The 26,610-nt window shown below is 73.8% G+C and carries 24 protein-coding genes; 13 read left to right on the plus strand and 11 right to left on the minus strand.

Features of this window, described 5'->3' with window-relative positions; all coding sequences use genetic code 11:
* Positions 1–235 precede the first annotated feature (235 nt).
* From H4O22_RS20760 to H4O22_RS10745, 4 genes are all read left to right on the plus strand, one after another.
* A complete protein-coding gene (locus H4O22_RS20760; protein WP_182523409.1) occupies positions 236–5,071 on the plus strand; it encodes a PKD domain-containing protein in 4,836 nt (1,611 codons plus the stop codon).
* Positions 5,072–5,129: 58 nt separating this feature from the next.
* On the plus strand, positions 5,130–5,855 hold the full coding sequence (locus H4O22_RS10735) for a DUF4956 domain-containing protein (RefSeq protein ID WP_182523410.1): 726 nt from the start codon (positions 5,130–5,132) through the stop codon (positions 5,853–5,855).
* Complete coding sequence (locus H4O22_RS10740; protein ID WP_182523411.1) at positions 5,852–6,628, plus strand: polyphosphate polymerase domain-containing protein; 777 nt, start codon at positions 5,852–5,854, stop codon at positions 6,626–6,628. Before H4O22_RS10735 ends, H4O22_RS10740 begins: the two co-directional genes overlap by 4 nt.
* Positions 6,629–6,760: 132 nt before the next feature.
* Entirely contained in the window at positions 6,761–7,459 is a 699-nt protein-coding gene (locus H4O22_RS10745) for a LuxR C-terminal-related transcriptional regulator (protein WP_227466111.1), read from the plus strand.
* A gap of 12 nt (positions 7,460–7,471) precedes the next feature.
* Here H4O22_RS10745 and H4O22_RS10750 read toward each other — a convergent pair whose 3' ends face one another.
* Entirely contained in the window at positions 7,472–7,921 is a 450-nt protein-coding gene (locus H4O22_RS10750) for a GAF domain-containing protein (protein ID WP_182523412.1), read from the minus strand.
* Between the two features lie 57 nt (positions 7,922–7,978).
* Between H4O22_RS10750 and H4O22_RS10755 the strand changes: the two genes are divergently transcribed.
* The 3 genes from H4O22_RS10755 (at position 7,979) to H4O22_RS10765 (ending at position 10,949) form a co-directional block, all read left to right on the plus strand.
* Positions 7,979–8,530 (plus strand): type 1 glutamine amidotransferase domain-containing protein, encoded by a 552-nt coding sequence (locus H4O22_RS10755; protein WP_280530159.1) that lies wholly within the window; start codon positions 7,979–7,981, stop codon positions 8,528–8,530.
* Between the two features lie 38 nt (positions 8,531–8,568).
* The gene (locus tag H4O22_RS10760) at positions 8,569–9,153 is read left to right on the plus strand and encodes a LysR family substrate-binding domain-containing protein (protein WP_182523413.1); all 585 of its coding nucleotides are present in this window, start codon (positions 8,569–8,571) and stop codon (positions 9,151–9,153) included.
* Positions 9,154–9,224: 71 nt separating this feature from the next.
* On the plus strand, positions 9,225–10,949 hold the full coding sequence (locus H4O22_RS10765; RefSeq protein WP_182523414.1) for a BCCT family transporter: 1,725 nt from the start codon (positions 9,225–9,227) through the stop codon (positions 10,947–10,949).
* Here the strand turns inward: H4O22_RS10765 and H4O22_RS10770 are convergent.
* Entirely contained in the window at positions 10,915–12,351 is a 1,437-nt protein-coding gene (locus H4O22_RS10770; protein WP_182523415.1) for a GuaB1 family IMP dehydrogenase-related protein, read from the minus strand. The genes H4O22_RS10765 and H4O22_RS10770 overlap by 35 nt on opposite strands.
* 38 nt (positions 12,352–12,389) lie before the next feature.
* Here H4O22_RS10770 and galK point away from each other — a divergent pair, with 38 nt between their 5' ends.
* Complete coding sequence (gene galK, locus H4O22_RS10775) at positions 12,390–13,556, plus strand: galactokinase (RefSeq protein WP_182523416.1); 1,167 nt, start codon at positions 12,390–12,392, stop codon at positions 13,554–13,556.
* A 23-nt stretch (positions 13,557–13,579) separates the two neighbouring features.
* Here galK and H4O22_RS10780 read toward each other — a convergent pair whose 3' ends face one another.
* Together H4O22_RS10780 and H4O22_RS10785 are read right to left on the minus strand one after the other, a co-directional pair.
* Positions 13,580–14,905: a DUF2252 domain-containing protein gene (locus H4O22_RS10780; protein WP_182523417.1), complete on the minus strand. Its 1,326-nt coding sequence runs from the start codon at positions 14,903–14,905 to the stop codon at positions 13,580–13,582.
* Positions 14,905–15,540, minus strand: coding sequence for a hypothetical protein (locus H4O22_RS10785; protein ID WP_182523418.1), 636 nt, complete (start codon positions 15,538–15,540; stop codon positions 14,905–14,907). The genes H4O22_RS10780 and H4O22_RS10785 overlap by 1 nt, the downstream gene beginning before the upstream one ends.
* 95 nt (positions 15,541–15,635) lie before the next feature.
* On the opposite strand from H4O22_RS10785, the gene H4O22_RS10790 reads away from it, so the two are divergent.
* The gene (locus tag H4O22_RS10790; RefSeq protein WP_182523419.1) at positions 15,636–15,923 is read left to right on the plus strand and encodes a YiaA/YiaB family inner membrane protein; all 288 of its coding nucleotides are present in this window, start codon (positions 15,636–15,638) and stop codon (positions 15,921–15,923) included.
* Between the two features lie 57 nt (positions 15,924–15,980).
* Positions 15,981–16,928: a hypothetical protein gene (locus tag H4O22_RS10795; protein WP_182523420.1), complete on the plus strand. Its 948-nt coding sequence runs from the start codon at positions 15,981–15,983 to the stop codon at positions 16,926–16,928.
* Positions 16,929–17,012: 84 nt separating this feature from the next.
* Here the strand turns inward: H4O22_RS10795 and H4O22_RS10800 are convergent, their stop codons facing one another.
* A complete protein-coding gene (locus H4O22_RS10800) occupies positions 17,013–18,227 on the minus strand; it encodes an acyl-CoA dehydrogenase family protein (RefSeq protein WP_182523421.1) in 1,215 nt (404 codons plus the stop codon).
* Between the two features lie 55 nt (positions 18,228–18,282).
* Positions 18,283–19,647 (minus strand): acyl-CoA dehydrogenase family protein, encoded by a 1,365-nt coding sequence (locus H4O22_RS10805; protein ID WP_182523422.1) that lies wholly within the window; start codon positions 19,645–19,647, stop codon positions 18,283–18,285.
* Between the two features lie 161 nt (positions 19,648–19,808).
* On the opposite strand from H4O22_RS10805, the gene def reads away from it, so the two are divergent.
* A complete protein-coding gene (def, locus tag H4O22_RS10810; RefSeq protein WP_182527085.1) occupies positions 19,809–20,330 on the plus strand; it encodes a peptide deformylase in 522 nt (173 codons plus the stop codon).
* Positions 20,327–20,836 (plus strand): GNAT family N-acetyltransferase, encoded by a 510-nt coding sequence (locus tag H4O22_RS10815; protein WP_220451136.1) that lies wholly within the window; start codon positions 20,327–20,329, stop codon positions 20,834–20,836. Before def ends, H4O22_RS10815 begins: the two co-directional genes overlap by 4 nt.
* Here the strand turns inward: H4O22_RS10815 and H4O22_RS10820 are convergent.
* The 3 genes from H4O22_RS10820 to cobA are packed head-to-tail and all read right to left on the minus strand — an operon-like array spanning position 20,818 to position 23,499.
* Complete coding sequence (locus H4O22_RS10820; protein WP_182523423.1) at positions 20,818–21,432, minus strand: hypothetical protein; 615 nt, start codon at positions 21,430–21,432, stop codon at positions 20,818–20,820. The genes H4O22_RS10815 and H4O22_RS10820 overlap by 19 nt on opposite strands.
* 17 nt (positions 21,433–21,449) lie before the next feature.
* Positions 21,450–22,253, minus strand: a complete 804-nt coding sequence (locus tag H4O22_RS10825) for a TrmH family RNA methyltransferase (protein WP_182523424.1) — start codon at positions 22,251–22,253, stop codon at positions 21,450–21,452.
* Positions 22,254–22,266: 13 nt separating this feature from the next.
* Positions 22,267–23,499 (minus strand): uroporphyrinogen-III C-methyltransferase, encoded by a 1,233-nt coding sequence (gene cobA / locus H4O22_RS10830; RefSeq protein ID WP_182523425.1) that lies wholly within the window; start codon positions 23,497–23,499, stop codon positions 22,267–22,269.
* A 94-nt stretch (positions 23,500–23,593) separates the two neighbouring features.
* Between cobA and H4O22_RS10835 the strand changes: the two genes are divergently transcribed.
* Positions 23,594–24,121, plus strand: a complete 528-nt coding sequence (locus tag H4O22_RS10835; protein WP_182523426.1) for a YbhB/YbcL family Raf kinase inhibitor-like protein — start codon at positions 23,594–23,596, stop codon at positions 24,119–24,121.
* Here H4O22_RS10835 and H4O22_RS10840 read toward each other — a convergent pair.
* Both H4O22_RS10840 and H4O22_RS10845 read right to left on the minus strand, forming a co-directional pair.
* Positions 24,075–25,523 carry an FAD-dependent oxidoreductase gene (locus H4O22_RS10840; RefSeq protein WP_342356063.1) on the minus strand — a complete coding sequence of 483 codons (1,449 nt, stop codon included), beginning with the start codon at positions 25,521–25,523 and terminating at the stop codon, positions 24,075–24,077. The genes H4O22_RS10835 and H4O22_RS10840 overlap by 47 nt on opposite strands.
* A gap of 105 nt (positions 25,524–25,628) precedes the next feature.
* Positions 25,629–26,540: an AurF N-oxygenase family protein gene (locus H4O22_RS10845; protein WP_182523428.1), complete on the minus strand. Its 912-nt coding sequence runs from the start codon at positions 26,538–26,540 to the stop codon at positions 25,629–25,631.
* Between the last annotated feature and the right edge of the window lie 70 nt (positions 26,541–26,610).

Genomic DNA, 26,610 nt, shown 5'->3' on the forward strand with positions numbered 1-26,610 from the left:
TGGTGATCCACCGCGGGCCCTCCGCGTGACCTTGGTACGCGCACCGGCACTGCGTGGGGGCGGCGGTCCGCTATCCCCGAAATCAGGGAGCCCCCCGGCCTGTCGGCCCTGCCCGCCCCTCCCCAATTGTGGGCACCTCCGGCGCGCACGGCGCCGAGGCGCCGCCTCGTCCACTGACATGACCCGCGGGGGCCCACACCTGCCTCCGGCACCCCTCAGAGCCTCGGAGGCACCCGTGCGTCGTCGAATCGTCACCGCCGCGGTCGCGGTGCTCGCGCTCTCAGCGCTGCCAGCGCTGTCGGCGCCGACCGCTGCGGTCGCGGGCGCCGCTCCCCCGGCCGCCTCCACGACCGCGGCCGCCGACGGCCGGATGCCCGGCGACGTCCCCAGCAAGCGGACGCCGTGGGTGCTCGACGGCGAGGTCAGCAAGATCGTGCAGGTCGGCGAGGTCATGGTGGCCGGCGGGCACTTCACCCAGGTGGCCGACCCCATGAACGGCACGCCGCACACGCGGCAGAACCTGGTCGTCTTCGACGCCGCCACCGGCGCGGTGAGCCCGACGTTCAACCCCACCGTCGACGGCGCGGTCCAGCAGCTCCTCCCGGGCCCCACCGCGAACACCGTCTACGTCGCCGGCGACTTCACCAAGATCAACGGCAAGGGTCCGAACCACCTCCAGCTGCTCGACGTCAGGACCGGCCTGGCCGTCTCGTCGTTCCGGGCACCGACGACCAACGGCGGCATCCAGACGATGGACCTGCTTCCCGGCAACCGGCTGTTCATCGGCGGCTTCTTCACGAAGGTCGGCGGCGTGACCCATGGCCAGCTGGTGACGTTGAACGCGAGCACGGGCGCCCTCGACCCCTTCCTGGACCTCACGGTCTCGGGCCACCACAACAACACCGGTTCCGGGGCGCAGGGCCCGGTGGGCCCCCGCGAGGCCGGCGTGACCCCGGCCGGCGACCGCCTGGTGGTGGTGGGCAACTTCCGCACGGTGGCCGGGCACGCCCGCAACCAGATCGTCATGCTCGACCTGACCGGGGACGTCGCCTCGGTGTCGACGGACTGGTCCACGGCGCAATACGCGCCGGTCTGCGGCCCCCAGGCCTACGACAGCTACATGCGCGACGTCGAGATGTCCCCGGACGGGTCGTTCTTCGTCGTGGCCACCACCGGCGGCCCGAACAGCGGCACGCTCTGCGACACCGCCGCGCGCTTCGAGACCCACGCCGTCGGCACGGCGCTCACGCCGACCTGGACGGCCTCCACCGGCGGCGACACGCTCTGGGGGGTGGAGGTGACCCGCTCCGCGGTGTACGTCGGCGGGCACCAGCGCTGGCTCAACAACCCCAGCGGCGCCGACCGCGCGGCGCAGGGTGCGGTGCCGCGACCCGGCCTGGCGGCCCTCGACCCCCGGTCGGGGGTGCCGCTGCGGTGGAACCCGGGTCGCAACCCGCGCGGCGAGGCGGCCTACGAGGTGGTCGAGACCGAGGCGGGCGTGTGGGTGGTCAGCGACACCGACTGGGTCGGGAACCGCCGCTACCAGCGTCCGCGGATCGCCTTCTTCCCCTACAGCGAGGGCTACGACACCGCCTCGACCAGCACCGGGACCCTGCCGGGCAACGTGTACGTCGGGGCGCCGCGGGCGGCCACCAACGTGCTCCACCGCGTGAACGCCGGCGGGCCGGCGCTCGCGTCCGTGGACGGCGGGCCGGACTGGGCGTCGGACACCGGGGCGACCAGCCCGCTCCGCACCAGCGGCAGCACCACCGCCTCGCGGGGCGCGCTCACCGCGGCGAACCTGGTCGGGGTGCCCGCGTCGGCCCCGCCGGGCATCTGGACCTCCGAGCGCTACGACCCGCCAGGGGGCAACGAGATGCGGTGGACGCTCCCGGTGGCGAGCGGGACCCGGGCGCAGGTCCGGATCTTCTTCGCCAGTCGGTCGACGTCCGTACGCCGGTTCTCCGTCGCGATCGACGGGGTCACCCGGCTCTCGGGCCACGACCCGAACGTCGATCCTGGGGTCGGCAAGGGCACGATGAAGGCCTTCGACGTCGTCAGCGACGGCGTCGTCGACATCGACTTCACCCACGTCGCGGGCGACCCGCTGGTCAACGCGGTCGAGGTGGTCGACACCGGGGCCCGGTCGAGCTCCGACGTCGCCAGCGTCATCTCCTTCGACGGCTCCGCCGTGGCGTCCCGCCACGACGTCACCACGGCGTCCGGTCTCGACTGGACGACGGTGCGGGGGGCGTTCATGGTCGGCCGCACCCTCTTCTACGGCGCCGCGGACGGTCTCCTCCACCGCCGCTCCTTCGACGGCGTGGCCTTCGGCCCTGCGACGCCGGTGAACCCCTACCTCGACCCCCTGTGGAGCGGCGTCCCGACCGGCAGTGGCCCCGCCGGGCAGACCTACGCCGGCGTGCTCCCGGCCTGGTACGGCCAGCTGGCCGGGGTGACCGGCATGGCCTACGCCGACGGCCGCGTCTACTACAGCCGGAGCGGCCAGCCCGGCCTGTCCTGGCGGTGGTTCTCCCCCGACAGCGGGATCGTCGGCGGAGTCGAGCACACCGTCGTCGGCACCGGCGGGATCAGCTGGGGCACCGCGCAGGGGATGTTCCTCGACGGCACGGCCCTGTACGTCGTCGACCCCACCGGCCAGCTGCTCCGGACCAGCCTCGCGGCCGGGACCCTGACCGGAACCGCGACCGTCGCCGACGCGACCACCGACTGGCGCGGGCGGGCGGTCTTCCTCGCCTCGGTGCTGCCGAACGCGGCCCCGACGGCCGCCTTCACCGCCGACTGCGCGGGCCTCGCGTGCGCCTTCGACGCGGGCGGTGCGGGCGGCTCGACCGACCCGGACGGCAGCATCTCGTCCTACGAGTGGACGTTCGGCGACGGCGAGGAGGGCGGCGGCCCGGCGCCGCGCAAGGACTTCGCCGAGACCGGCACCTACGACGTCACGCTCACCGTCACCGACGACGGCGGCCTCACCTCCTCGGTCACCCGGCAGGTCTCCGTCGTGAGGCCGAACACCCCGCCCACCGCCTCCTTCACCGCCACGTGCGACTTCCTCGAGTGCGCCTTCGACGCCGGCGCGACCACCGACGGCGACGGCACCGTCGCCGACCTCGCCTGGGACTTCGGGGACGGTACGACGGGGACGGGCTCCGCACCCGACCACGCCTACGCGCGCCCCGGCACCTACACCGTCGAGCTGGTCGCCACCGACGACGACGGAGCGACCAGCCGGGCGTCGTCGACGCAGCACGTGGTCGCGGCGCCCGCACCGAGCACGGTGGCCTACGTCGCCGGCGCGGCGAACCAGGGCAACGTCGCGACGCCGAACGTGACCGTGCCGGCATCGGTGTCGGCCGGCGACCGCCTGGTCCTGGCGCTCTCCCTCAACACCACCGGCCGAGCCCTGTCCTCGCCGTCCGGCGTCACCGGCTGGACCGTCCTGGGCACCGCCACCTCCGGCAGCATGCAGACCCGCCTCTACACAAAGGTCGCGGCTGCCGCCGACGCCGGCAGGCGGGTCACCGTCACCCTCGACGCGGCAGCCAAGTACACGATGACCGTCGCCGGGTACGCCGGCGCACGCCCCGGTGCCCTCGTCCAGGCGAGCCTCGCGGAGACCGTGCTGCGGCCGGACCACGCGACGCCCGCCGTCGAGGTCCCGTCCGGCTCCTGGGTGGTCTCCTACTGGGCCGACAAGTCCTCCGCCACGACCGGCTTCGCGCTGCCCGGCGTGGTGACCGGCCGCCAGGCGCTCTGCAGCACGGGCACCGGCCACGTGTGCAGCGCGCTCGCCGACTCCGGGGGCCCGGTCCCGAGCGGGCGGTACGGCGACCTGGTGGCGACCGCGGACGCGGCGAGCGCGACGGCCACCACGTGGTCCGTGGTGCTGCGCACCGTGGAGCCGAACCAGCCGCCGACGGCCGCGGTCACCTACGCCTGCGACGGCACCCGCTGCGACTTCGACGCCACGGCCTCGACCGACCCCGACGGCGGCGTGGCCTCCTACGCCTGGGACCTCGGCGAGGGCGCGACCGCGGCCGGCGCGACGACGACCCACGACTTCCTGACCTCGGGCACCCGGGAGGTCCGGCTGACCGTCACCGACGACGAGGGCGCCGAGGGCTCGGTCGTGGTCCCGGTGACCGTGACCCGGCACAACGCCGCCCCGACGGCGTCCCTCACGGCGGACTGCACCTTCCTCGCCTGCCGCTTCGAGGCAGCGGCGTCCACCGACCCCGACGGCTCCCTCGTCTCCTACGCCTGGGACTTCGGTGACGGCAGCGCGACCACCGCGGAGTCGAGCACCGCCACCCACGCCTACGCCGCGGGCGGTCCGGTCGTGGTCCAGCTGACCGTGACCGACGACAGCGGCGGCACGGCGACCACGAGTCATGACCTCACCCCGGTGGCGGCCCGCCCGCTCACCCACGTCGCCAGCAGCGTCAACCAGGGCAACGTGTCCACGCCCAACGCGGTCATCCCCTCCGGGACGACGGCCGGCGACCGGCTGGTCATGGTGCTCAGCCTCAACGACGCCACCCGGACGGTCGGCAGCCCCACCGGGGTCGGCGGGTGGACCCTGGCCGACAGCGCCACGTCCGGGACCCTGCACACCCTCGTGTACCTCAAGGAGGCCGCTGCGGGCGACGCCGGCAGGACCGTGCGCCTCTCGATGGACGCCGCGGCGAAGTACACCCTGACCGTCGCCGCGTACGGCGGGGACATGCTCGCCCCCCGGCTCGCCAAGGCCACCGAGACGGTCGTCCGGGCCGGCCACCCGGCGCCCGCCGTGGAGGCGGCGGCCGGCGACTGGGTGGTCTCGTACTGGGCCGACAAGTCCTCGGCCACCACGAGCCTGGCTCACCCGGAGGGCACGGTGCGGCGGCAGGCGGCCTGCGGCGCGAACGCCGGCCGGGTCTGCAGCCTGCTGGCCGACTCCGGCGGCCCCGTGCCCGCCGGCCCCCACGGCCCCCTGACCGCCACCGCGGACGCGGCCTCCGGGGCCGCGACCATGTGGTCGCTCCTCCTGCCCCAGGCCGGGCGACCGTGACGCCCGCCTGCCACCACGCCAGCACCCGCCGCCTGCACGCCCGCTCGGAGGAGAACCGATGACCGTCCCCGCCACCGCCCTGCCCATCGCCTGCGACCTGGTCGCGATCTCCGTCGTGGTCGCCCTCTACTTCCGGCGGCACCAGCGCCGCGACCTGGTGCTGGCCTACCTCGCCCTGAACGTCGCCATCCTCAGCGCGACCGCGATGCTGGCGTCCGGGGCGGTCGGGGCGGGTCTCGGCCTGGGCCTCTTCGGCATCCTCTCCATCATCCGGCTGCGGTCCGACAGCATCACCCAGGAGGAGATCGCCTACTACTTCGTGGCCCTCGTGCTCGGGCTGCTGGCCGGGGTCGGCTCCGGCCCGACGTACCTCGTGCCGCTGCTCATCGCGCTGGTCGTGGCCGTGATGTACGCCGCCGACCACCCCCGGCTGCTGCCGCGTGCCCGCCGGCAGCTGCTCGTCCTCGACTCCGCGATCTCCGACGAGGCGCTGCTGCGGGCCCACCTCGAGACCCGGCTCGGCATCGACGTGCGCCACCTGATCGTGCAGGAGCTCGACTTCGTGCGGGACCTGACGGTGGTCGACGTCCGCTACCGGGTGTCCACCGCCTCGACCCTGCGTGCCCCCGCCGCCGACCACCCCTCCGCGCGCGACCTCCCGGCGCCGCCGGCGGCGGGCGTCGGCCAGGTCCCCTCGCACGAGGGACTGGTGGGCCTGGCGACGCGGGACGGCGCGGCGCCCGTCGGCGCTCCGTTGCTCAGCACCGATCGTGCTAGGCCGTGACCCCCGAGGCCACGGTGGCCGAGGCCACCTCGCGACTTCGACGCCTCACCCTCGAGGACGTGCTGGCCGCCGCCGAGCTGCAGACCCGGGTGGACCGGAAGTACCTCGTCCCGCTGAGCCTGCTGACCGACCTCGTGAACCGGATGCAGGACGAGCTGTGCGTGCTGCAGATCGGCGACCTCCGGCTCTTCCGCTACGAGTCGGTGTACTTCGACACCCCCGACCTGGCGGCGTACCGCCAGCACGCCCACGGGCGCCGGCGGCGGGTCAAGGTCCGCACCCGTGCCTACCTGGACTCCGGCGAGTGCCTGCTGGAGTTCAAGAGCGTCGGCGCCCACGGCGAGACGGTCAAGGAGCGCTTCCCGTACTCCTTCGACGCCCGCCACGAGCTCGACGCCGGCGCCCGCGCGCTCGCGGACGCGAGGGTCGGTCACAGCATCTCGACGCCGGTGCTGCGCGAGGTCCTCACGACCGTCTACCACCGGTCCACCCTCGTGGCGCCCGAGCTCGGCTTCCGGCTGACCTGCGACGTGAACCTGGGCTTCCACGACGGCGCCGGGCGGCGGTTCGGACCCGTCGGCGACCTGGTGGTCGTGGAGTCCAAGACGGCCGGGACGGAGTCGCCGGTCGACCGGATGCTCCGGCGGCTGGGGGTCCGCCCCCTCTCGCTGAGCAAGTACTGCCTCGGCATGGCGCTGCTGGACCCCCGGCTGCCGGCGAACCGGTGGAACCGTCAGCTCCGGACCCACTTCGGGTGGGAGCCCGAGCACTGACGGCCCGGGTCGGCGCCGTCCCCGATATGGGGTAGCCGGCACCCGAACCCGCCACGGGACCGGCCCCGGTCGTCGAAGACTCGACCTACGGGGCGCCGGTGGCGTCCAGGTCACGAGCCGGAGGAGACCCGCATGACCCAGCAGATGGCACGCAGCGAGGTCCGCGTGCTGGTCGTCGACGACCACGCGCTGTTCGCGGAGTCCCTCGAGCTCGCGCTCTCGGTGGAGGGGTACGACGCGCGCCGGGTGCGCGACGACGAGTGCGGGTCCTCGCCGACGGCCGCGCTCACCGCGGCCCTCCGGCTGCGGCCGCGCATCGTGCTGCTCGACCTCGACCTCGGCCACCACGGCGACGGCGTCCGGATGGTCGCGCCGCTCGTGGCGTCCGGCGCCCAGGTCGTGGTGGTCACCGGCAGCGACGACCCCGCGCGGTGGGGGGAGTGTCTCCGGCACGGTGCCCGCACGGTGATCGGGAAGACCCGGCCGCTCAACGAGATCCTGGCGGTGGTGCGTCGGATCAACCAGGGCCTGCCGGTGATCGACCGCGCCGAGCGCGACCGGCTGGTGCGCCTCTGGGCCGACCAGCGGCGGCAGCGCGAGGGCCGCGACGACCGGCTCCGATCGCTGACCCGGCGCGAGCAGGAGGTGCTGGCCCACCTCATGCAGGGCCACTGCGTGCGCGACATCGCGCGGACCAGCGTCGTGTCCGAGGCGACCGTCCGCACCCAGGTCAAGTCGATCCTCGCCAAGCTGGAGGTCTCCTCCCAGGTGGCGGCGGTCGGGATGGCGCACTCGGTCAGCTGGCGCGCCGAGGTCTCGGTCGCCGTCTGAACCGCGCCGACCTCAGTCCTCCTCGGCCCCGCGGACCCGCTGCAGGTTGCGCCCGCCCCGCCGGTACGTCGCGACCACCGCCGCCGGCACCCGGTGCTCCTCGACCGGCTCGTCCCAGGCGCACGGGCGCACGTGCACCAGGTCCAGGTCGTACGCCGCGGGGTCGGGGGCGTGGCGCCACGGCCCGGTGAGCGTCCCGCGGGCGTAGCGCCCGTCGGGCGTCCGCGTCCAGACGACGGTGCCGTCCGGCAGCCCCTGGAACCGCTCCAGCCGGCGGGCCACCCGCTCGCCGTGCGCCGCGTCGGTCATCGCGACCGCGTCGGCCGCGTCGCGAGGCCGCCCCTCGAGCCGGCCCCCGACGCCGCACAGACCCAGCGCGAGCGCGCGCTCGACGGCCGCCCCGTGGTCGACGTCGTCGCGCCGCGAGCGCATCGGCGCCCGGTACACCAGCGTGGGAGCCACGGTTTCGTCCCCTTCCTCTCGGGCTACCGGCCCCCGTACCCCACGAGAGGAACGCCCGTGAACAACCAGGCCATGTCCGGCAAGACCGTCGCCTTCCTGGTCGCCACCGAGGGCATCGAGCAGGTCGAGCTCACCGACCCGTGGCGGGCGGTGCAGGAGGCCGGCGGCACCCCGGTGCTGCTCAGCACTGAGCCCGGCGAGGTGCAGGCGTTCGACCACCTCGACAAGGCCGACACGTTCCCGGTCGACGCGGTGGTGGACGACGTCTCCCCCGACCAGTACGACGCGCTCGTGCTGCCCGGCGGGGTGGCCAACCCCGACGCGCTGCGCACCCACGAGCCGGCCGTCGCCTTCGTCCGCGACTTCATGGGCTCCGGGAAGCCCGTGGCGGCCATCTGCCACGCGATCTGGACCCTGATCGAGGCCGACGCGGTCTCCGGACGCGAGCTCACGTCCTGGCCGAGCCTCCGGACCGACGTCCGCAACGCCGGCGGCACCTGGGTCGACCGGGAGGTCGTCGTCGACGGCAACCTGGTCACCAGCCGCAACCCCGACGACCTGCCCGCCTTCAACCGCGAGCTCGCCGCCCTCGTGGCCACCCACGCCTGACCGCGGGGCGCCCGGCGCGGGCGTCTAGGGTTCCCCCCGTGAGCCGAGAGCCGTTCCGCGTCGGGTTCGTGACCGGCGCGACGCCCGACAAGTGGGCCTCGACCTGGCGCGCCCGCAGCCGGGTGCCGCTCGACCTGGTGCCGGTCGAGGAGGACGCCCAGGAGGCGGGGCTCCGCGACGGCACGCTGGACATGTGCCTGGTCCGGCTGCCCGTCGACCGCGACGGCCTGCACCTGATCCCGCTGTACGACGAGGTCCAGGTCGTCGTCGCCGGACGCGAGCACCTCGTCAGTGCCGCCGAGGAGGTCGAGACCGCCGACCTCGTCGACGAGCAGCTGGTCCTCCCCCACCCCTCGGGCTGGACGCCGGACGCCGACCAGCTGGACTGGCCGCCGATGACCGTGCGCGACGCCGTCGAGGTGGTCGCCTCGGGCACCGGGATCGTGGTGCTCCCGATGTCGGTCGCGCGGCTGCACCACCGCAAGGACGTCGTGACCCGGCCGGTGACCGACCTGGCGCCCACGAAGATCGGGCTCGCCTGGTTGGTCGACAACGACGACCCGCGCATCCAGGACTTCATCGGGATCGTGCGCGGACGCACCGAGCGGAGCTCGCGCGGCTGAGCACGGGACGCCGTGAGCGTCCTCACGAACGCGTGTAGGGCGCTCCCACGTCGGTAGAATCGCTCGTGATCATGTCGACGAGCACCGACCACAAGCGCCCCGACCAGCCGCCCCGCCACCCCGTCCTCGACGTCGCTCGAGTGCGCCGGCCGGGCGCCCCCGGCCTGGACCGCGTCGTCTTCGGCGTCACCGCCGCGATCGCGGTCGCGTTCCTCGCCTGGGGGTTCTTCGGCACCGACTCCCTCCAGCGGATCTCCGGTGACTCGCTCGGCTGGACGATGGCCAACACCGGCTGGCTCTTCGTCCTGACGTCGAGCGGCTTCGTGGTGTTCGTGCTGTGGCTGGCGCTGAGCAGGTACGGCGCGATCACCCTCGGCCGCGACGGGGAGGAGCCGGAGTTCCGGACGGTCTCTTGGGTGGCGATGATGTTCAGCGCCGGCATGGGGATCGGGCTGATGTTCTACGGCGTCAGCGAGCCGATCAGCCACTTCGTGACGCCCCCGCCCGGCACCGGCGCGGCGGGCGACCCCGAGGCCGTGCAGGACGCGATGGCCACCACCCTCTTCCACTGGACCCTGCACCCGTGGGCGATCTACGCGGTCGTCGGCCTGGCGATCGCCTACGGCGTCTACCGCAAGGGGCGGGTGCAGCTCATCTCGGCCGCGTTCGAGCCGCTGATCGGTCGGCACGCGCACGGGCCCTGGGGCAAGCTCATCGACATCCTGGCGATCTTCGCCACCCTCTTCGGGTCCGCGGCGTCCCTGGGCCTGGGTGCGCTCCAGATCAGCAGCGGGCTGGAGATCGTCGCGGGGATCGGCGAGGTCGGCAACGCCCTCCTGGTCGGCGTGATCGCCCTGCTGACGGCGGCCTTCGTCGCGTCGGCGGTCTCCGGCGTCGCCAAGGGCATCCAGTGGCTCTCCAACACCAACATGGTCCTCGCCGTCGCGCTCGCGGCGTTCGTCTTCGTCGCCGGCCCGACCGTCTTCATCCTCGACCTGCTGCCGACCTCGCTCGGCAGCTTCGTCGCCGACCTGCCGATGATGGCCGCGCGCACCGGCGCCGCGGGCGACGAGACCAACGCCTGGCTGCAGACCTGGACGGTCTTCTACTGGGCCTGGTGGCTCTCCTGGACGCCGTTCGTCGGCATGTTCATCGCCCGGATCTCCCGGGGCCGCACCATCCGGCAGTTCGTCACCGGCGTGCTGCTCGTCCCGAGCCTGGTCAGCCTCGTGTGGTTCTGCGTCTTCGGCGGCGCCGCCATCAAGCTCCAGCAGACCGGCACCGACATCGCGGGGGCCGACGGCCTCGAGTCGCAGCTGTTCACCACCCTGGAGAACTACCCGCTCGCCACGGTCACGAGCGTCGTCGTGATGCTGCTGGTCGCCATCTTCTTCGTCTCCGGCGCCGACGCGGCGTCCATCGTGATGGGCACGCTCTCCGAGCGCGGCTCCACGGCCCCCCGGCGTGCGACGGTGGTGTTCTGGGGCGTCGCCACCGGTGCCGTCGCGGCCGTGATGCTGCTCGCCGGCGGCGCCGACGCCCTCTCCGGCCTACAGTCGCTCACGATCGTCGCGGCGCTGCCGTTCGTGCTGGTGATGATCGGCCTGTCCGTGGCGCTGGTGAAGGACCTGCGCCAGGACCCGGTCGTGCTGCGCCGTCAGTACGCCGTGGACGCCGTCGAGCAGGCGGTGATCACGGGCGTCACCGAGCACGGCGACGACTTCGTGATCTCCGTCCAGGCCGACCGGACGGGCGGCGGCGTCACCAGGACGTCGCCAGCGGACGACCCTCGGTGAAGCCCGCGGCCGACTGGAGGCCGACGAGCGCCCGCTCGTGCAGCTCCTCCAGCGTGGCCGCGCCGGCGTAGGTGCACGCCGACCGCACCCCCGAGCAGATCTGGTCGATCAGGTCCTCCACCCCGGGCCGCTGCGGGTCGAGGTACATCCGCGAGGACGAGATGCCCTCCTCGTAGAGCCCCTTGCGCGCGCGGTCGTACGCCGACTCCTGCGAGGTGCGGTTCGCGACCGCCCGGGCCGAGGCCATGCCGAAGGACACCTTGTACGCGCGGCCGTCGGCGTCCTCGAGGAGGTCGCCGGGCGACTCGTGGGTGCCGGCGAACCAGGACCCGATCATCACGCTCGACGCGCCCGCGGCCAGTGCCAGCGCGACGTCGCGGGGGTGCCGCACCCCGCCGTCGGCCCACACGTGCCGGCCGAGCTCGCGGGCCGCGGCGGCGCACTCCCGGACGGCGGAGAACTGCGGGCGGCCGACGCCCGTCATCATCCGCGTCGTGCACATCGCGCCCGGGCCGACGCCGACCTTGACGATGTCGGCGCCCGCCTCGACGAGCGCGCGGGTGCCCTCCGCGGAGACCACGTTGCCGGCCGCGATCGGCACGCCGCCCGCGACCCGGCGCACCGCGGCGAGCGCGTCGAGCATCCGGTCCTGGTGGCCGTGCGCGGTGTCGACCACGAGGACGTCGACGCCCGCCTCGACGAGGCGCGCGGCCTTCTCGGCGACGTCGCCGTTGACCCCGACGGCGGCGGCGATCCGCAGCCCGCCCGACGCGTCGACCGCCGGGCGGTAGAGCGTCGCCCGCAAAGCGCCGGTGCGCGTCAGCACGCCGACCAGCCGCCCGGCGTCGTCGACGCCGACCGCCACCGGGGCGCGCGCGGCGTCCAGGGCGTCGAACGCCTTCCGCGGGTCGATGTCGGCGGGGACGACGACCTCCACGGGCCGCATCACCTGCTGGACCTGGGCGAAGCGGTCGACGTCGGCGCAGTCCTCGGCGGTCACCACGCCCACGGGGCAGCCGTCGGTCACCACCACGGCGACGCGGTGCGCCCGCTTCGGGATGAGCGCGAGCGCCTCCGCGACGGTCGCGTCCGGCGCCAGCTCGATCGGGGTGTCCAGGACCAGGTGCCGTCGCTTGACCCAGCCGACGACGTCGGCGACGACCGGCACCGGGATGTCCTGCGGGATCACCACCAGCCCGCCGCGCCGGGCCACGGTCTCGGCCATCCGCTTGCCCGCGATCGCGGTCATGTTGGAGACCACGATCGGCAGCGTCGCGCCGGTGCCGTCGCTGGTGGCGAGGTCGACGTCGTACCTGCTGGCCACCGCCGAGTGGCGCGGCACCATGTAGACGTCGTCGTAGGTCAGGTCGTACGGGGGGGTCGCACCGTCAAGGAACTGCACGTAGCAGAAATCTACCGGGTCTCTGGCAGGTTGGAGCCATGCAGCCGCAGGTGGACCAGGTCGAGCCGGGTGTCCCGGAGGAGCTGGCGGCGTCGGTGCGCCGCGCCTTCGAGGAGTCGTACGGCGGCCCCCCGGCGCGGGTGGGCCGGGCCCCCGGGCGGGTCAACCTGATCGGCGAGCACACCGACTACAACGGCGGGCTGGTGCTGCCGGTCGCGCTCCCCCACGCGACGTACGCCGCGCTCGCGCCGCGCACCGACGGCCGGGTCCGGATCGACAGCCGGCAGGCCGAGCCTTGGGAGGGCACCCTCGACGACCTCGCCCCCGGCGGCCCGTCCGGGTGGGCGGCGTACGCCGGCGGCGTGCTGTGGGCCCTGCGTGAGGCGGGGCTCGGGGTCGAGGGCGCCGACGTGTACGTCGACGGCACCGTGCCGCTCGGTGCCGGGCTGTCCAGCTCCGCCGCGCTCGAGTGCGCCGTCGCCGTCGCGGTCGCGCCGGACGCCGACCGCGCCGACCTCGCCGCCGCCTGCATCCGCGCCGAGACCGAGGTCGCGGGCGCGCCGACCGGCGGCATGGACCAGCACGTCGCGCTCCTCGCGCGGGAGGGCCACGCCCTGCTCATCGACTTCGGCGCCGACGAGACCCGGCAGGTGCCGCTCGACCTCGCGGGCCGCACCCTGCTGGTCACCGACACCCGGGTCAGCCACGCGCTCACCGACGGCGGCTACGGCTCGCGCCGCGACGACTGCGAGGAGGCGGCCCGGCTGCTCGGCGTCCCGTCGCTGCGCGAGGCCACCCTCGACGCGGTCGAGGGCATCGCGGACGAGCGGGTCCGCCGCCGGGCGCGTCACGTGGTGACCGAGATCGCCCGGGTCACCGAGACGGTCGACGCCCTGGAGCGTGGCGACTGGGACGCCGTCGGCGCGACGTTCCGGCGCTCGCACGCCTCGATGCGCGACGACTTCGAGATCTCCACCCCCGAGCTCGACGCCGCGGTCGCGATCGCGGTCGAGGCCGGCGCCCTGGCGGCCCGGATGACCGGCGGCGGGTTCGGGGGCTCGAGCGTCGCGATCGTCCCCGACGAGCGGGTGGCCGCGGTCGCGCGGGCCATCGACGCGGCGTTCGTGCTGGAGGGCTTCCGGGCGCCGGCGCACCTCGTGGCGACCCCGTCCGGGGGCGCCGGCCTGGTCCCGCTCCCGGCCTAGCGCCGGACGCAGACCAGGAGGACTCAGGTCGAGGAGACCCCGATCCGGCCCTCCCGGAACGCCTCCACGAAGAGCGCGTGGTCGGCGCGCACGCGGTCGGCGTACGCCAGGCCGAAGTCGGTGACCCAGGCGGTGAACTCGCGCCGCCGCCCCTCGAGGCTCGCGACGAGCGCCTCCTCGACCTGGAAGTCGACCAGGTCCTGGTCGCTGTCCTCGTCGGACGCGCAGTGGATCTTGGCGGTCGCTCGACCGAGCAGGTCCACGACCTTCGCGATCTCGTCGGGCTCGGTCAGCCCCACCCAGTCGAGGTCGACCTCGTAGGGCGAGATCTCGCTGACCACGTAGCCGGTGCCGTCGATCTCGGTCCAGCCCAGCAGCGGGTCGGTGTGCACCTGCAGGGCCCGTTGGCTGACCACGGTGCGGTGCCCCTCGTTCTGGAAGAACGCGTCCACCGACGCGGTGTCGACGAACCGGCTGATCGCCGGCACGTTGGCCTGCTTCATCGACAGCACCACGTCGTTGTCGAGGGCCTGGCTGGTGCCCTCGATCAGCAGGTTGTACGCCGGCAGGCCGGCCGACCCGATGCCGAACCCGCTCTTGCCCACCACGTCGCGCAGGTCGTAGAACAGCGCGCGGGGCGAGCGCTTGTCCTCGGGGATCGAGTCCAGGTACCGCTCGTAGGCGCGCACCACCTTGGCGTGCTCGCGCTTCGAGAGCCGGCGCACGTGGTCGCCCTCGCGGAAGCGGCGTACGCCGTCGACGCGGAGGGTGGAGGCGTCGAGCAGGTCCGCGCGCCGCCGCTGGCGCGCGGAGACGAGCGCGGCGTGGATCGGGCCCTCGGTGTTGTCCAGGTGCAGCGCGAACTCGTAGGCGTCCTCGTCGCTGCCGGCGTACTCGTCGACCTGGGCGAGGTAGGCCCGCACGTAGCGGCCGAGGAGGCGGCGCACGTCGTCCTCGGGCAGCGCCTTCTGCCAGCCGACCAGCGCCAGCGACGCCGCGAACCGCTGCAGGTCCCAGGTGAAACGCCCCAGGTAGGCCTCGTCGAAGTCGTTGACGTCGAAGACCAGCCGGCCGTCGGAGTTGAGGTAGGTGCCGAAGTTCTCGACGTGCAGGTCGCCGTGCACCCAGATCCGGCCGCTGCGCGCGTCGGCGTACGGGTCGTCCTGGCCGGTGACGTCGGCGTAGAACAGGCACGCGGTCCCGCGGTAGAAGGCGTGCGGGTCGGAGGCCATCGTGCGGTACTTCCCGCGGAAGGCGACCGGGTCGGCGGCCATCAGCGGGGCGAACGCGTCGTCCAGCGTCGCGATGATCAGATCGCTGCGCTCGCTCCGCTCGCTCTCGCCGGACATCAGAGCGCCCTCGTCGGCACGGCGGCCGCGGTCCCGGGGGCGCTCAGGCCGGCCGCCCGGAGCTCGAGGTCGGCGAGCCGGGCGATCACGTCGGCGTCGCCCCGGCGCCACGCCCCGGCGGGGTCGTCGGTGACCTTGGCCAGCACGTGCAGCGGCTGGTTGCCCATCGCGCGGAGCGCGAACAGCTCGAGGTCGGCCGGCCCGTCGAGGAACCGCTGGCCCGCCGTGGACTCCAGCACCCAGCGCACCCGGCCGGGCAGGTAGATCACCGCGAGCAGCAGGACCGGGACCACCGCGATGCCGAGCCCGAGCCAGAACGCCAGCGACTCCACGGCCTCGACCGACGCGCGGCCGGCCTCGGCCAGCGAGTCGGCGGCGCCGGAGGCCTGGTCGAACGGGGTCGCCGCGCCGTCCCCGACGTACGGCACGCCGCCGAGGAAGTCGCCGGCGTCGGACAGGGAGTCGGAGAGGCTGCCGGCCGAGGACTCCGCCTTCAGCCCGGGCGCGGCGAGCGCCATCACCCCGTCGTGGACCTTGGTGCCGGCCCAGATCCAGGTCAGCACCCAGGCCACGAACAGGGCGTCGAGCAGGAGCTGGAGGGAGAACCTCGTCGAGCTGTCGGCGTACACCTTCATGGCGGGGACGGTGCCCGTACCTGAGCCCCCGTACTCACGCTCGACCGGGTACGTCGGCGGATTCGCGTCGCCGGCCGCCCGGCCAGGCTGGTCCCATGAGCACACCGACCCAGACCCGCAACACCACCGCCTTCTTCGCCCAGGCCGGCATCTCCTTCGCCGTCGCCCTCGCCGCGCTGCTGCTCGCGGTCCTCTACCTGCCGGTCGACCCGTGGACCCGGGCGTTCCTCGCCGTCACCACGCTGTGGCTGACCACGTCGGCGTTCACGCTCGCGAAGTGCATCCGCGACGCCCAGGAGGACCAGTACGTCGTCTCGCGCCTCGACCAGGCGCGGGTGGACAAGCTCCTGGCCGACCATGATCCCTTCCGCAGCGTGTCCTGAGCCCAGACGGGGTAAGGGATTCACGACATCCTGGACGCCCAACGAAAGGTTGCACCCGTGGCCCGCAAGAACCCCCTCGGCAAGCTCGTCGACGCCGCAGTCGAGACGGTCAAGGACCCGATCGGCACCGGTCAGAAGGTGGTGGGCCACGCAGTCGGGCAGGCCTGGGGCGTCGCCTCCGGCACCGTCAGCACCGTCACGGGCCTGGTGGCCGGCCAGAAGAAGCCGGTCGCGCCCACCGCGGAGCCCACCGGCAAGATCACCGAGAAGACCGCCGAGCCCGGGCCCGGCACCGCCGGCGCCCCCGTGCCGGCCGCCGGCGCCAAGGCGATCAAGGTCGCGGCGCCGTCCCGGCCGCACGGTGACCCGGTGAAGCCGATGAAGACCGCCAAGGCCGCCACGCCGGCGAAGAAGACCGCCAAGAAGGCGGACCCCAAGGCGGCGGCGAAGGCCGCACCGAAGGCCGCACCGACGCCGAAGGCGAAGGCCGCCTCGGCCGACGAGCCGGTGCGGGTCCCGGTCGAGGACGTCGCCACCAAGGTGGTCAAGGAGGCCGCGACCAAGGCGACGACCGCCAAGGGCTCGGTCGCCAAGGCCGGCACCAAGCGCGGCGCGGCCGCGAAGAAGACGGCCAAGAAGACCGCGCCCGCGGCGACCAGCATCGACGCCGCGGCGGACGCCTCCGACGTCGACGTGACCCCGGCCGACATCGCCTCGGCGATCAAGAAGGCGCCTGCCAAGAAGGCGGCGAAGAAGGCTCCGGCCGCGAAGAAGACCGCGGCCGGGACGACGCCGCTCTCCGCGGCCGAGCTCGCCGGTGGGGCCGGCACCGAGACGATCACCTCCGCCGGCACCCGGGGCGCCGACGTCGCCACCAACCCGGACACGACCGCGACCGACCTCCAGCAGGTCGGGACCGAGCCGCTGCTCGACCCCGCCACGGTCAAGGCGGTCACCAGCGAGGCCGAGACCATGAGCAGGGCGGCCGACCCCGACAAGGGCTGAGCCCGCGCCCGTCGTACGACGAACGCCCCCGTCTCCCGTGAGGGAGGCGGGGGCGTTCGCCGTGTGCGGCGGTGCCGGGTGCGGTTACTTCAGCTCGGCGCTGGTGAGCCCCAGGACCCGGCGGGCGACGATGAGCTGCTGGATCTGCTGGGTGCCCTCGAAGATGTCGAGGATCTTGGAGTCGCGCGACCACTTCTCGAGCAGCTCGGCCTCGCTGTAGCCCAGCGTGCCGGCCAGCTCGACGCAGCTGAGCGTGACGTCGGAGCCCACCCGGCCGGCCTTCGCCTTGGCCATCGAGGCCTCCAGCGAGTTGGGCTGGCGGTTGTCGGCCATCCAGGCCGCCTGGAGCATCAGCAGCCGGGCGCCCTCCCAGTCGGCCTCGAGCCGCAGCAGGGTCGCGGCGGCCGCCGACTGGGCCGCTGCGGGGCGGTCGTAGTCGACGACGACGCCGGCCTGCTCCAGCAGGTCGCGGGTGAGGTCGAGGGCCGCCTTCGCGCAGCCGACCGCCATGGACGCGACCAGCGGGCGGGTGTTGTCGAAGGTCGCCATCGCCCCGGCGAAGCCCTGCTTGGGGTCGACCTCGGGCGAGCCGAGGAGGTTCTCCTTCGGCACCCGGCAGTTCTCGAAGATGATCGTCGCGGTGTCCGAGGCCCGGATGCCGAGCTTGTGCTCGAGCCGGTCGACGCGCATGCCCGGCGTCCCCTTCGGCACCACGAAGGACTTGATCGCCGCGCGGCCCAGGGACCGGTCCAGGGTCGCCCACACCACGATGTGGTCGGCGCGGTCGCCGGCCGTGACGTAGATCTTCTCGCCGTTGAGGACGTACTCGTCGCCGTCCAGCACCGCCGTGGTCTTGATGTTGGCGGAGTCCGAGCCGGTGCCGGGCTCGGTGATCGCCATGCCGGCCCACACGCCGTCGAACCGCTCGTGCTGCTCCTGGTCGGCGACCGAGGCGATCGCGGAGTTGCCGAGGCCCTGGCGGGGCATCGAGAGCAGCAGCCCCACGTCGCCCCAGCACATCTCGGCGATCGACATCACCGAGGCGAGGTTCGCGCCGTTCTTGACGCCGTCGCTCTCGGCGGGCGTCTCCTCGCGGCGTACGCCAGCCGCGCCGGCCCCCTCGCTGGCGCCGGACTCGGCGAGCCCGTCGATCATCGCGGCGAGCATGTCGAGTTCCTGCGGGTACGTGTGCTCGGCGAGGTCGTACTTGCGCGAGATCGGCCGCAGCATGTTCATCGCGACCTGGTGGGCCTGGCCCGCCAGGGTGCGGAACTTCCTCGGGTCGTCCAGGGAGATCATCGGCGGGGCCCCCGTTCGGAGCGGAGCGGAGCGAGCCTTCGAATGGGGTGCTTCATCAGACCATCACCACGCCTTCCATCACTCCGACGGCCCGCAGGTCGCGGTACCACCGCTCCACCGGGTGCTCCTTGACGAACCCGTGTCCCCCGAGCAGCTGCACGCCGTCCAGGCCGATCCGCATGCCCTTGTCGGCGCAGAGGCGCCGGGCCAGCGCGACCTCGCGGGCGAAGTCCTTGCCCGCCGCGGCGCGGGAGGCGGCCTTCCAGGTGAGCAGCCGCATCGCCTGCAGCTCGATCGCGATGTCGGCGACCATGAACGCCACCGACTGGCGGTGGGCGATCGGCTCGCCGAACGCCTCGCGCTCCTTGACGTACGGCGTCACGTAGTCGAGGACCGCCTGGGCGGTGCCGACGGCGAGCGCGCACCAGGCCAGCCGGGAGAGCCGCACGCACTCGGCGTACGTCGTGCCGTCGGTCTCGCCGAGCACGCTGCCCTCGGGGAGGGTGACGTCGGTGAGCACCAGCCGGGTCATGGCGGCGGCGCGGACGCCCATGCCGGGGTCGGCGACGACCTCGAGGCCGGGGGTGCCGGACTCGACGAGGAAGAGCACCGGCTTCCCGTCCAGGCGCGCCCCGACGACGAACAGCTCGGCCTCGGCGCCGCGCGGCACCGCCGACTTCACGCCGTTGAGGACGTAGCCGCCGCTGGTGCGCTCCGCGGTGGTCGAGGGCTCGAGGGCGTCGAAGAGCACGGTGGGCTCGGACAGTGCGAGCGCCGCGGCCGGCACCTCGGCCTCGCTGAACGCCGGGAGGTAGGTCTGCTGCTGGGACTCCGAGCCCCAGAGGCCGAGCGCGGTCGCGACCGCGCCGGGGGCCAGCGAGGCGACGGCGAGGCCCATGTCGCCCTTGGCGAGCGCCTCGGCGACCAGCGCGCCGGCCATCGCCGAGCGCTCCTCGGAGATGCCGCCGAGCGCCTCGGGGACGCCGAGGATCGGCAGCCCGACCTCGAGCCCCGCCTTGAGCACGGCCTCGGGGGCCGCGCACGCCTCGTCCGCCTCCGCCGCGGCGGGGCGCAGGACCTCGTCGGCGAGCTCGGTGACCACGTCGACGAGCATCTGCTCGTCCTCGGTCGGGGTGAGGTCGAAGACGCCGCGGCCGGCCGTGGGGGTCGGGCGGGCGCCGGGGCTGCCCTTCCGCCCGGCCCGCGCGAAGCCGCGGCTCGCGGCGGTGACGGTCTTGAACCCGCTCCGGGTCGTGGTGAAGACCGCCTGCTCGGCCTGCTTGCGCAGGCCGACCCGGTCCAGGACGTCGCTCTGGGCGAGGCGGTTGAGCGCGGCGACGGCGTACCCGATCGGGTCGCGCGTCTCCTTCGACGACAGCCCGTGCTTGCCGCCGGGCCTGAGGCTCTGGATCAGGGACATGGCACCAAGGTAACTCTGAGTTACACACCGGGCTACAGCACTGCTCCGTGGGCCGGGTCACACGCCCCCGATGGCCTACGATTCTCGCCGTGTCCGATCACCCCGAGCCCCCCGAGCACGCGCCGTACGGCCCCCTCCCCGAGGGCGGCACCGTCCGCCCGATGACCCGCTGGGGCACCCCCGTGATGCACCACCCCCAGGCCCCCGTCACGGCGTACGACGAGGAGCTGCGGTCGCTGGTCGCCGACATGGTCGCGACGATGTACGCCGCGGAGGGCGTCGGGCTCGCGGCGTGCCAGATCGGCGTGGACCGCGCGGTCTTCGTCTTCGACTGCCCCGACGCGAGCGGCGAGCGCACGGTCGGCGTCGTCTGCAACCCGGTGCTCACCCTGCCCGAGGGCAAGGACCGCCAGCTCGACGTCGCCGAGGAGGGCTGCCTGTCCTTCCCGGGCGCGTTCGTCGACTGTGCCCGCCCGGACACCGCGACGGTCACCGGCACCGGCCTGGACGGGACGCCGGTCACGTTCACCGGCGACGGCCTGCTCGCCCGGTGCCTGCAGCACGAGACCGACCACACCCTCGGCACCGTCTTCGGCGACCGGCTCCCGATCAAGCAGCGCAAGAAGCTGCAGAAGGCCCACGACAAGGCCGCGGACGAGTACCCCCCGGACTGGCCCGCGTGAGCCCGCGGGTCCGCATCGTCCAGCTCTCCCCCGAGGCGCTGCGGGCCCTGGCCGACGGCGACCTGGCCGCGGCCGCGCCGCTGGCACCGGTGCCGCTCACGCCGTGGCTGGTCTCCGCGGAGCGGATCGGCACCTGGCGGATGCGTGCCCGGCAGGCCGTGGAGTCACCCGAGGACCTGCCCTGGATCACCGGGATCGTCCGCGACGAGGCCGCGGGGCTGACGGTCGGCGCGGGCGGATTCCACGCCGCCCCCGACGAGCGGGGCATGGTGGAGGCGGGGTACGGCGTGGACCCGGCGTACCGCCGCCGGGGCTACGCCCGCGCCGTCCTCGAGGGCCTGATCGAGCGGGCGCGCGCGGAGCCCTCGGTCACCGTGCTGCGGCTGACCATCTCCCCGGAGAACGAGCCGTCCCTGGCGCTGGCGCGGCAGTACCCGTTCGTCGTGGTGGGCGAGCAGTGGGACGAGGAGGACGGGCTCGAGACGATCTACGAGCTCGGCGTCTGAGCGGGGAAGGCCTCTCCCCCGCCGGCCGCGAGGTGCTCGGCGACCACCCGGAGGTGCTCGGCGACGAGGTCGTCGTCGAGGGGCGGCAGCACGTCGTCCCAGAACGCCAGCATCGCGCCGCGGCCCTGCATCATCCCGGCCGGGCGGGCCAGCGCCCAGAGGTGGAAGTGCTCGCTGCCGTCGCCCCAGCGGCCGAAGTGGCACCGGGCCACGCCGGGGATCGCCTTCACCGCCGCGCTGACCCGCTGCATCAGCGGGCCCAGCCCGGCCAGCAGGTCCACCGGGGCGTCCTCGAGCCGCACGTGCTCGTGCGGCGCGATGCCCCCGACGTACGGGATCCCCATCGGCGCGAAGCCGGCCCGGACCTGCCAGGTGCCGTCGGACCAGATGGTGTGGGGCGAGGGCCGGCAGTGCGGGCACTCCGAGCGGTCCAGCTCGCCGGCGCGGGGCGCCTCGGGGACCAGCATCGGCTCGAGCTTGCTGAGGACGGCGTCCTCGAAGCTCGAGAACCGGTCCTCGACCAGCGGGCGGGCGGAGAGGCGCTCCCCGATCGGGAGCCTGCGGTGGTACGGCGAGTCGGCCGGCTGCTGGTCCATGGCGGGACGGTACGACGTCAGCGGCGCGCGGTCACGTAGCAGGCCACCGCGGTCGCGGCGGCGACGTTGAGCGAGTCGATCCCCGCCGCCATCGGGATGATCGCGCGGCGGTCGGCGGCCTGCTCCCAGCGGGCGGAGAGGCCGTGGCCCTCGGAGCCGAGCACCAGCGCGACCTTGTCCAGGCCGGCGACGGCGTGCTCGATCTCGGTGGCGTCGTCGGCGAGGGTGAGCGCCACGGTCGTGAAGCCGGCCGCGGACAGCGACGGCAGGGCGTCGTACCAGTCGGGCAGGCGGGTCCACGGCATCGTGAAGACCGCGCCCATCGCCACCTTCACCGCCCGCCGGTAGAGCGGGTCGGCGCACCGGGGCGCCAGCAGCACGGCGTCGAAGCCGAGCGCGGCGCCGCAGCGCAGGATGGCGCCGACGTTGGTGTGGTCGACGATCTCCTCCAGCACCAGGACCGAGCGGGCCCCCTCGAGCACGTCCTCCACCGACGGCAGCGGCCGCCGCTCGAGCGAGGCCAGCGCGCCGCGGTGCACGTGGAAGCCGGTCACCTCCTCGGCGAGCGCCTCGGAGACCACGTAGCAGGGCGCGTCGGTGCTGGCCAGGACGTCGGCGAGCCCGTCGAGCCAGCGCGGCGCCATCAGGAACGAGCGGGCGGCGTACCCGGCCTCGACGGCACGGCGCACCACCTTCCCGCCCTCGGCGAGGAACAGCCCGTGCTCGGCCTCGAGGTGCTTGCGGAGCTCCACGTCGCGCAGGTCGCGGTAGTCGGCCAGGCGCGGGTCCGCCGGGTCGTCGATCTCGACGAAGGTCGCCATCAGTGCGTGCCCATCAGTGGTCGGCGAAGTGCTCGGGGTGGGCGACGGCGACCACGTCGCCGACCACGATGATCGCCGGCGGGCGCACGTCCTGCGCCGCGAGCTCCTCCGCGAGGGTGCCGAGGGTGGCCAGGACCGTCCGCTCGGCCGGCATGGTGCCGTCGCAGACCACCCCGACCGGCGTGCTCGGGTCACGACCCCCGTCGAGCAGCGCCGTCGCGATCGCGGGAGCGTTCTCGACGGCCATCATCAGCACCAGTGTGCCGGTCAGCTGCGCGACGGCGGGCCAGTGGGTGAGCGACTCGGGGTGCCCGGGCGGGAGGTGCCCGGAGAGCACCGTGAACTCGTGGGCGACACCGCGGTGGGTGACCGGGATCCCGACGACGGCGGGGACGCCGACCGGGCTGCTGATCCCGGGGATCACCGTGACCGGCACACCCGCCTCGCGGCAGGCGAGGACCTCCTCGTAGCCGCGCCCGAAGACGAAGCTGTCCCCGCCCTTGAACCGGACCACGCGCTTGCCGGCCAGCGCGCGCTCCACGATGACCCGGTTGATCTCCTCCTGCTGGGCGCTGCGCCCGCGGGGCAGCTTCGCGACGTCGACGAGCTCGACGTCGGCCGGCAGGTCGCCCAGGAGCTCGCGCGGCGCCAGCCGGTCGGCGACCACGACGTCGGCGTCCATCAGCGCCTTGCGGCCGGCGATGCTGATCAGCTCGGGATCGCCCGGCCCCCCGCCGACGAGGACCACCCCGGGCGTGCGGTCCCGCTGCCGACGGGCGGCGATGGTGCCCTCGCGCAGCTGCTCGACGATCTCGTCGCGGATCCGGGCCGAGCGCTGCGGCTCGCGGTTGCCGAGCACCGCCACGGTGACGCCGTCGTGACGGCCCGTGGCCGGCGTCCACGCGGTGGCGCGGGTGCCGTCGTCGGAGCGGACGCAGAACACCCGGCGTACCTCCGCCGCGGCGCTGACCTGCTCGTTGACCGCACCGTCGTCGGTGGCGGCGATGCAGTACCAGGTGTCGTCGAGGTCGGTGTCCTCGAAGCCCCGCTCGTGCCAGGTCACCTCGCCGGCCCCGGCCAGCCCCTCGATCGCGGGCGTCACCTGCGGCGAGACGACGTGCACGTCGGCGCCGGCGGCGATCAGCTGCGGTACCCGGCGCTGGGCGACGTGCCCGCCGCCGACGACCACCACGCGTCGCTCGGAGAGCCGCAGGCCCGCGGGGTACGTCGGCAGCTCGTCGTCCACCTCCCCATCATCCCGTGTGGGGTCGGCCGGGGGTGGGCACGGGTTCAGCGACCGGACTAGGTTCGGACCGACCGCCCCCTGCGATAGGAGCACGATGAGCCTCGAGCGCCCCGTCAGCCCCAACCCGTACGACCTGCTGCCGCCCGTGCCGACGTTCACCGTCACCAGCGAGGACGTGACCGACGGGCAGCCGCTCAAGGACGACCAGGTCGCCAGCGGCGGCGACCGCTCGCCCCAGCTGTCCTGGAGCGGGGCGCCGGAGGGCACGAAGAGCTACACCGTCACCTGCTTCGACCCCGACGCCCCGACCCCGAGCGGCTTCTGGCACTGGGTCCTGGTCGACCTGCCCGCCGACGTCACCTCGCTGGACGCCGGCCTGGGCGTCGAGGGTGCCGAGCTCCCCGGCGGCGCGTTCATGTGCCGCAACGACGCCGGCTCGAAGGCGTTCACCGGTGCCGCTCCCCCGGAGGGGGACCAGGTGCACCGGTACTTCTTCGTCGTGCACGCGGTGCAGGAGGAGACGCTCGGGGTGGACTCCGACGCCTCCCCGGCCGTCGTCTCCTTCAACCTCGCGTTCAAGTCGATCGGCCGGGCGATCCTCCACGGGACCTACCAGCACTGAGCCGCCTCGGCGGCCGGTCGGCGGCATCCCGCAGCACGGCGGTGACCGTCTCGTGGGCACACAGCCGGTTGGCACCGATCCCCCCGGACGGGCCGCGCTTGATCCACCCGGTGACGTAGGTGCTCGGGACGAGCGAGCCGGTCACGGGGTCGACCACGCGCCCTGCCTGGTGGGGGATCGTGCCGGTGACGTCGTCGAAGGGCAGGCCCGCGACTGGGGTGCCGCGGTAGCCGATGGAGCTGAGCACCAGTCCGGTGGTGACGTCCACGGCCGCCTCGAAGCCGCTGACCTCGAGCCGTGCCGTCCCGATGCGACCGCCCGGCGCCGCGCGGAAGCTGGTCGCCCTGCTCCCGAACAGCAGGGTGAGGCAGCGCTCGGTCGGCGGCTCGGACAGGGCCGCCACCGGCTGGGTCGGGACGCCCGCCAGCCAGGACGCCTTGGAGGCCGGCCCGGCGGTCCCGATCTCGGCCACGACGCCAGGCGTCTCGACCACGACGAGCCGGAAGTCCGCGTGCTGCTGCAGCGCGATCAGCTCACCACGGCTGTACGACGCGTCCGCCGGACCCCGGCGGCCGGCGATCACGACCTGGCGCACCCGGCTCTGACGCAGGGCGGCGAGTGCGTGCGGGGCGATGTCGGTCGCGGCGAGGCGGTCGGGATCGGACAGCAGGATCCGCGCGCAGTCGAGGGCGACGTTGCCGGTGCCGATGATCGTGACGCGCTCGGTCGAGAGGTCGACGGCGTCCTGCGGAACATCGGGATGCCCGTTGTACCAGCCGACGAACGTACGCGCCGACAGCGAACCGACCAGCTCCGCGCCGGGAACGTCCAGTCGCCGGTCGGCTGAGGCACCGACGGCGTACACGACCGCGTCGTGCCGCTCCTGCAGCTCGGCGTGGCTCACGTCGGTGCCGACCTCGGTGCCGAGGCGGACCCGGACCCGGGGGTTCAGGTGGTGCGCGGCGAACCGCTCCGCCATCCGGCGGGTCGCGAGGTGGTCGGGGGCCACGCCGTACCGCAGGAGCCCGCCAGGGCGCCCGAGGCGTTCATAGACAGTGACCCGGGTGTTGGTGGTGAGGAGCGACTCGAGGGCGTACCCCGCGGCCGGACCGGAGCCGACGACAGCCACGTCCAGGGGCCGACGCCCCGACGGCAGGGAGGTCGGGAACGCCGGCGGGTCCCACTCGAGGGCCTGCTCGTCGTCCGCGTAGTAGTCGGCGTTGATCTGCGCATACGCCCGGTCCGACCCCACGAGCCGGTCCACGGGGAAGATCGCGTCGGTCGGGCACACGTCGGCACACGCCCCGCAGTCGATGCAGGTCTTCGGGTCGATGTGCAGCATGTCGGTGCTGCCGAACGCCCGCTCCTCGGGTGTCGGGTGGATGCAGTTCACCGGGCACACCGAAACGCACGAGGCGTCGGCGCAGCAGGTCTGGGTGATCGCGAAGGCCAAGGCGGCGTCCTTCTCGTGCTCGTGGGTGCGGGTGCTCCGGGCGCGCTGCTCGGCTCAGATCAGGTTGACGCGCTGGTAGATCCGCATCGCCGGCCGGCTGAGCAGCCCCACCTCGGCGAGGAAGTGCATGAGGTGGGAGCAGCTGTTGCGGACCATCGTCTTGTGGTGCTCGTTGCTGCGCGCCGCTGCGATGGCCGTCGTCGGGTCGAGCCCCGCGGCGGCGTACACGCCCTCGTTGACCATGTTCTTGACGATGAAGTACGCCGCGGCGGCGATCACGACGCTGCTGGTCCGCTTGCGCGTGGCGCTCGCCCCCGCCATCCGCTCACGGATCTCCTGGCGGGCGAACTTCATGTGCCGCGACTCCTCCACCACGTGGATCTGGCTGGTCCGGCGGACCAGGGGCAGGACGTTCTCGCCCCGCATCCAGTCGCGCTGCATGACGTCGAGGACCTCCTCGGCGACCAGGATCCCGCCGTACGCGGCTTCACCCCCGGCGGCGGACTTGAAGACCCGACCCAGCTCGATGCTCAGGCGGGTCGGGAAGTAGGCGTCGATCTCCAGCTTCTCGCACGCGCGGGCGAACATGATCGAGTGTCGGCATTCATCGCCGATCTCGGTGAGCGCGAACTGGAACTCGGCGTCGGCGTAGTTCTTGACGTATTGGTCGCGGAGCACCATCTGCTGCAGGATCATCTCGAACCAGATGCCGGTGCTCATGATCGACGCGACCTCGTGCCGGGTCAGCGTGACCCGCTGCTCCTCGGTCATCTCCTCCCACAGCGGCGTCCCGTAGAGCGTCGACCACTCGGGGTTCAGCCCGTAGTGGGCGGGGTCCAGCGGGGCGTCCCAGTCGACGTCGACGGCCGGGTCGTAGGAGAGCGCGGCCGCGGAGTCCAGCAGCCGGCGGGACACGTCCTCGTCGCCGCTCGTGACGGGGTCGGCGTGGTGCGTCAAGAGGGTCATGCAGGCCTCCGAGAGTCGTCCGCAGTTGCGGGTACGGACCGTACCCGCAAGGTGTACGGTACTCGATGTA

The sequence above is a fragment of the Nocardioides dongkuii genome, from assembly GCF_014127485.1.
GTDB classification, from domain to species: Bacteria; Actinomycetota; Actinomycetes; order Propionibacteriales; family Nocardioidaceae; genus Nocardioides; species Nocardioides dongkuii.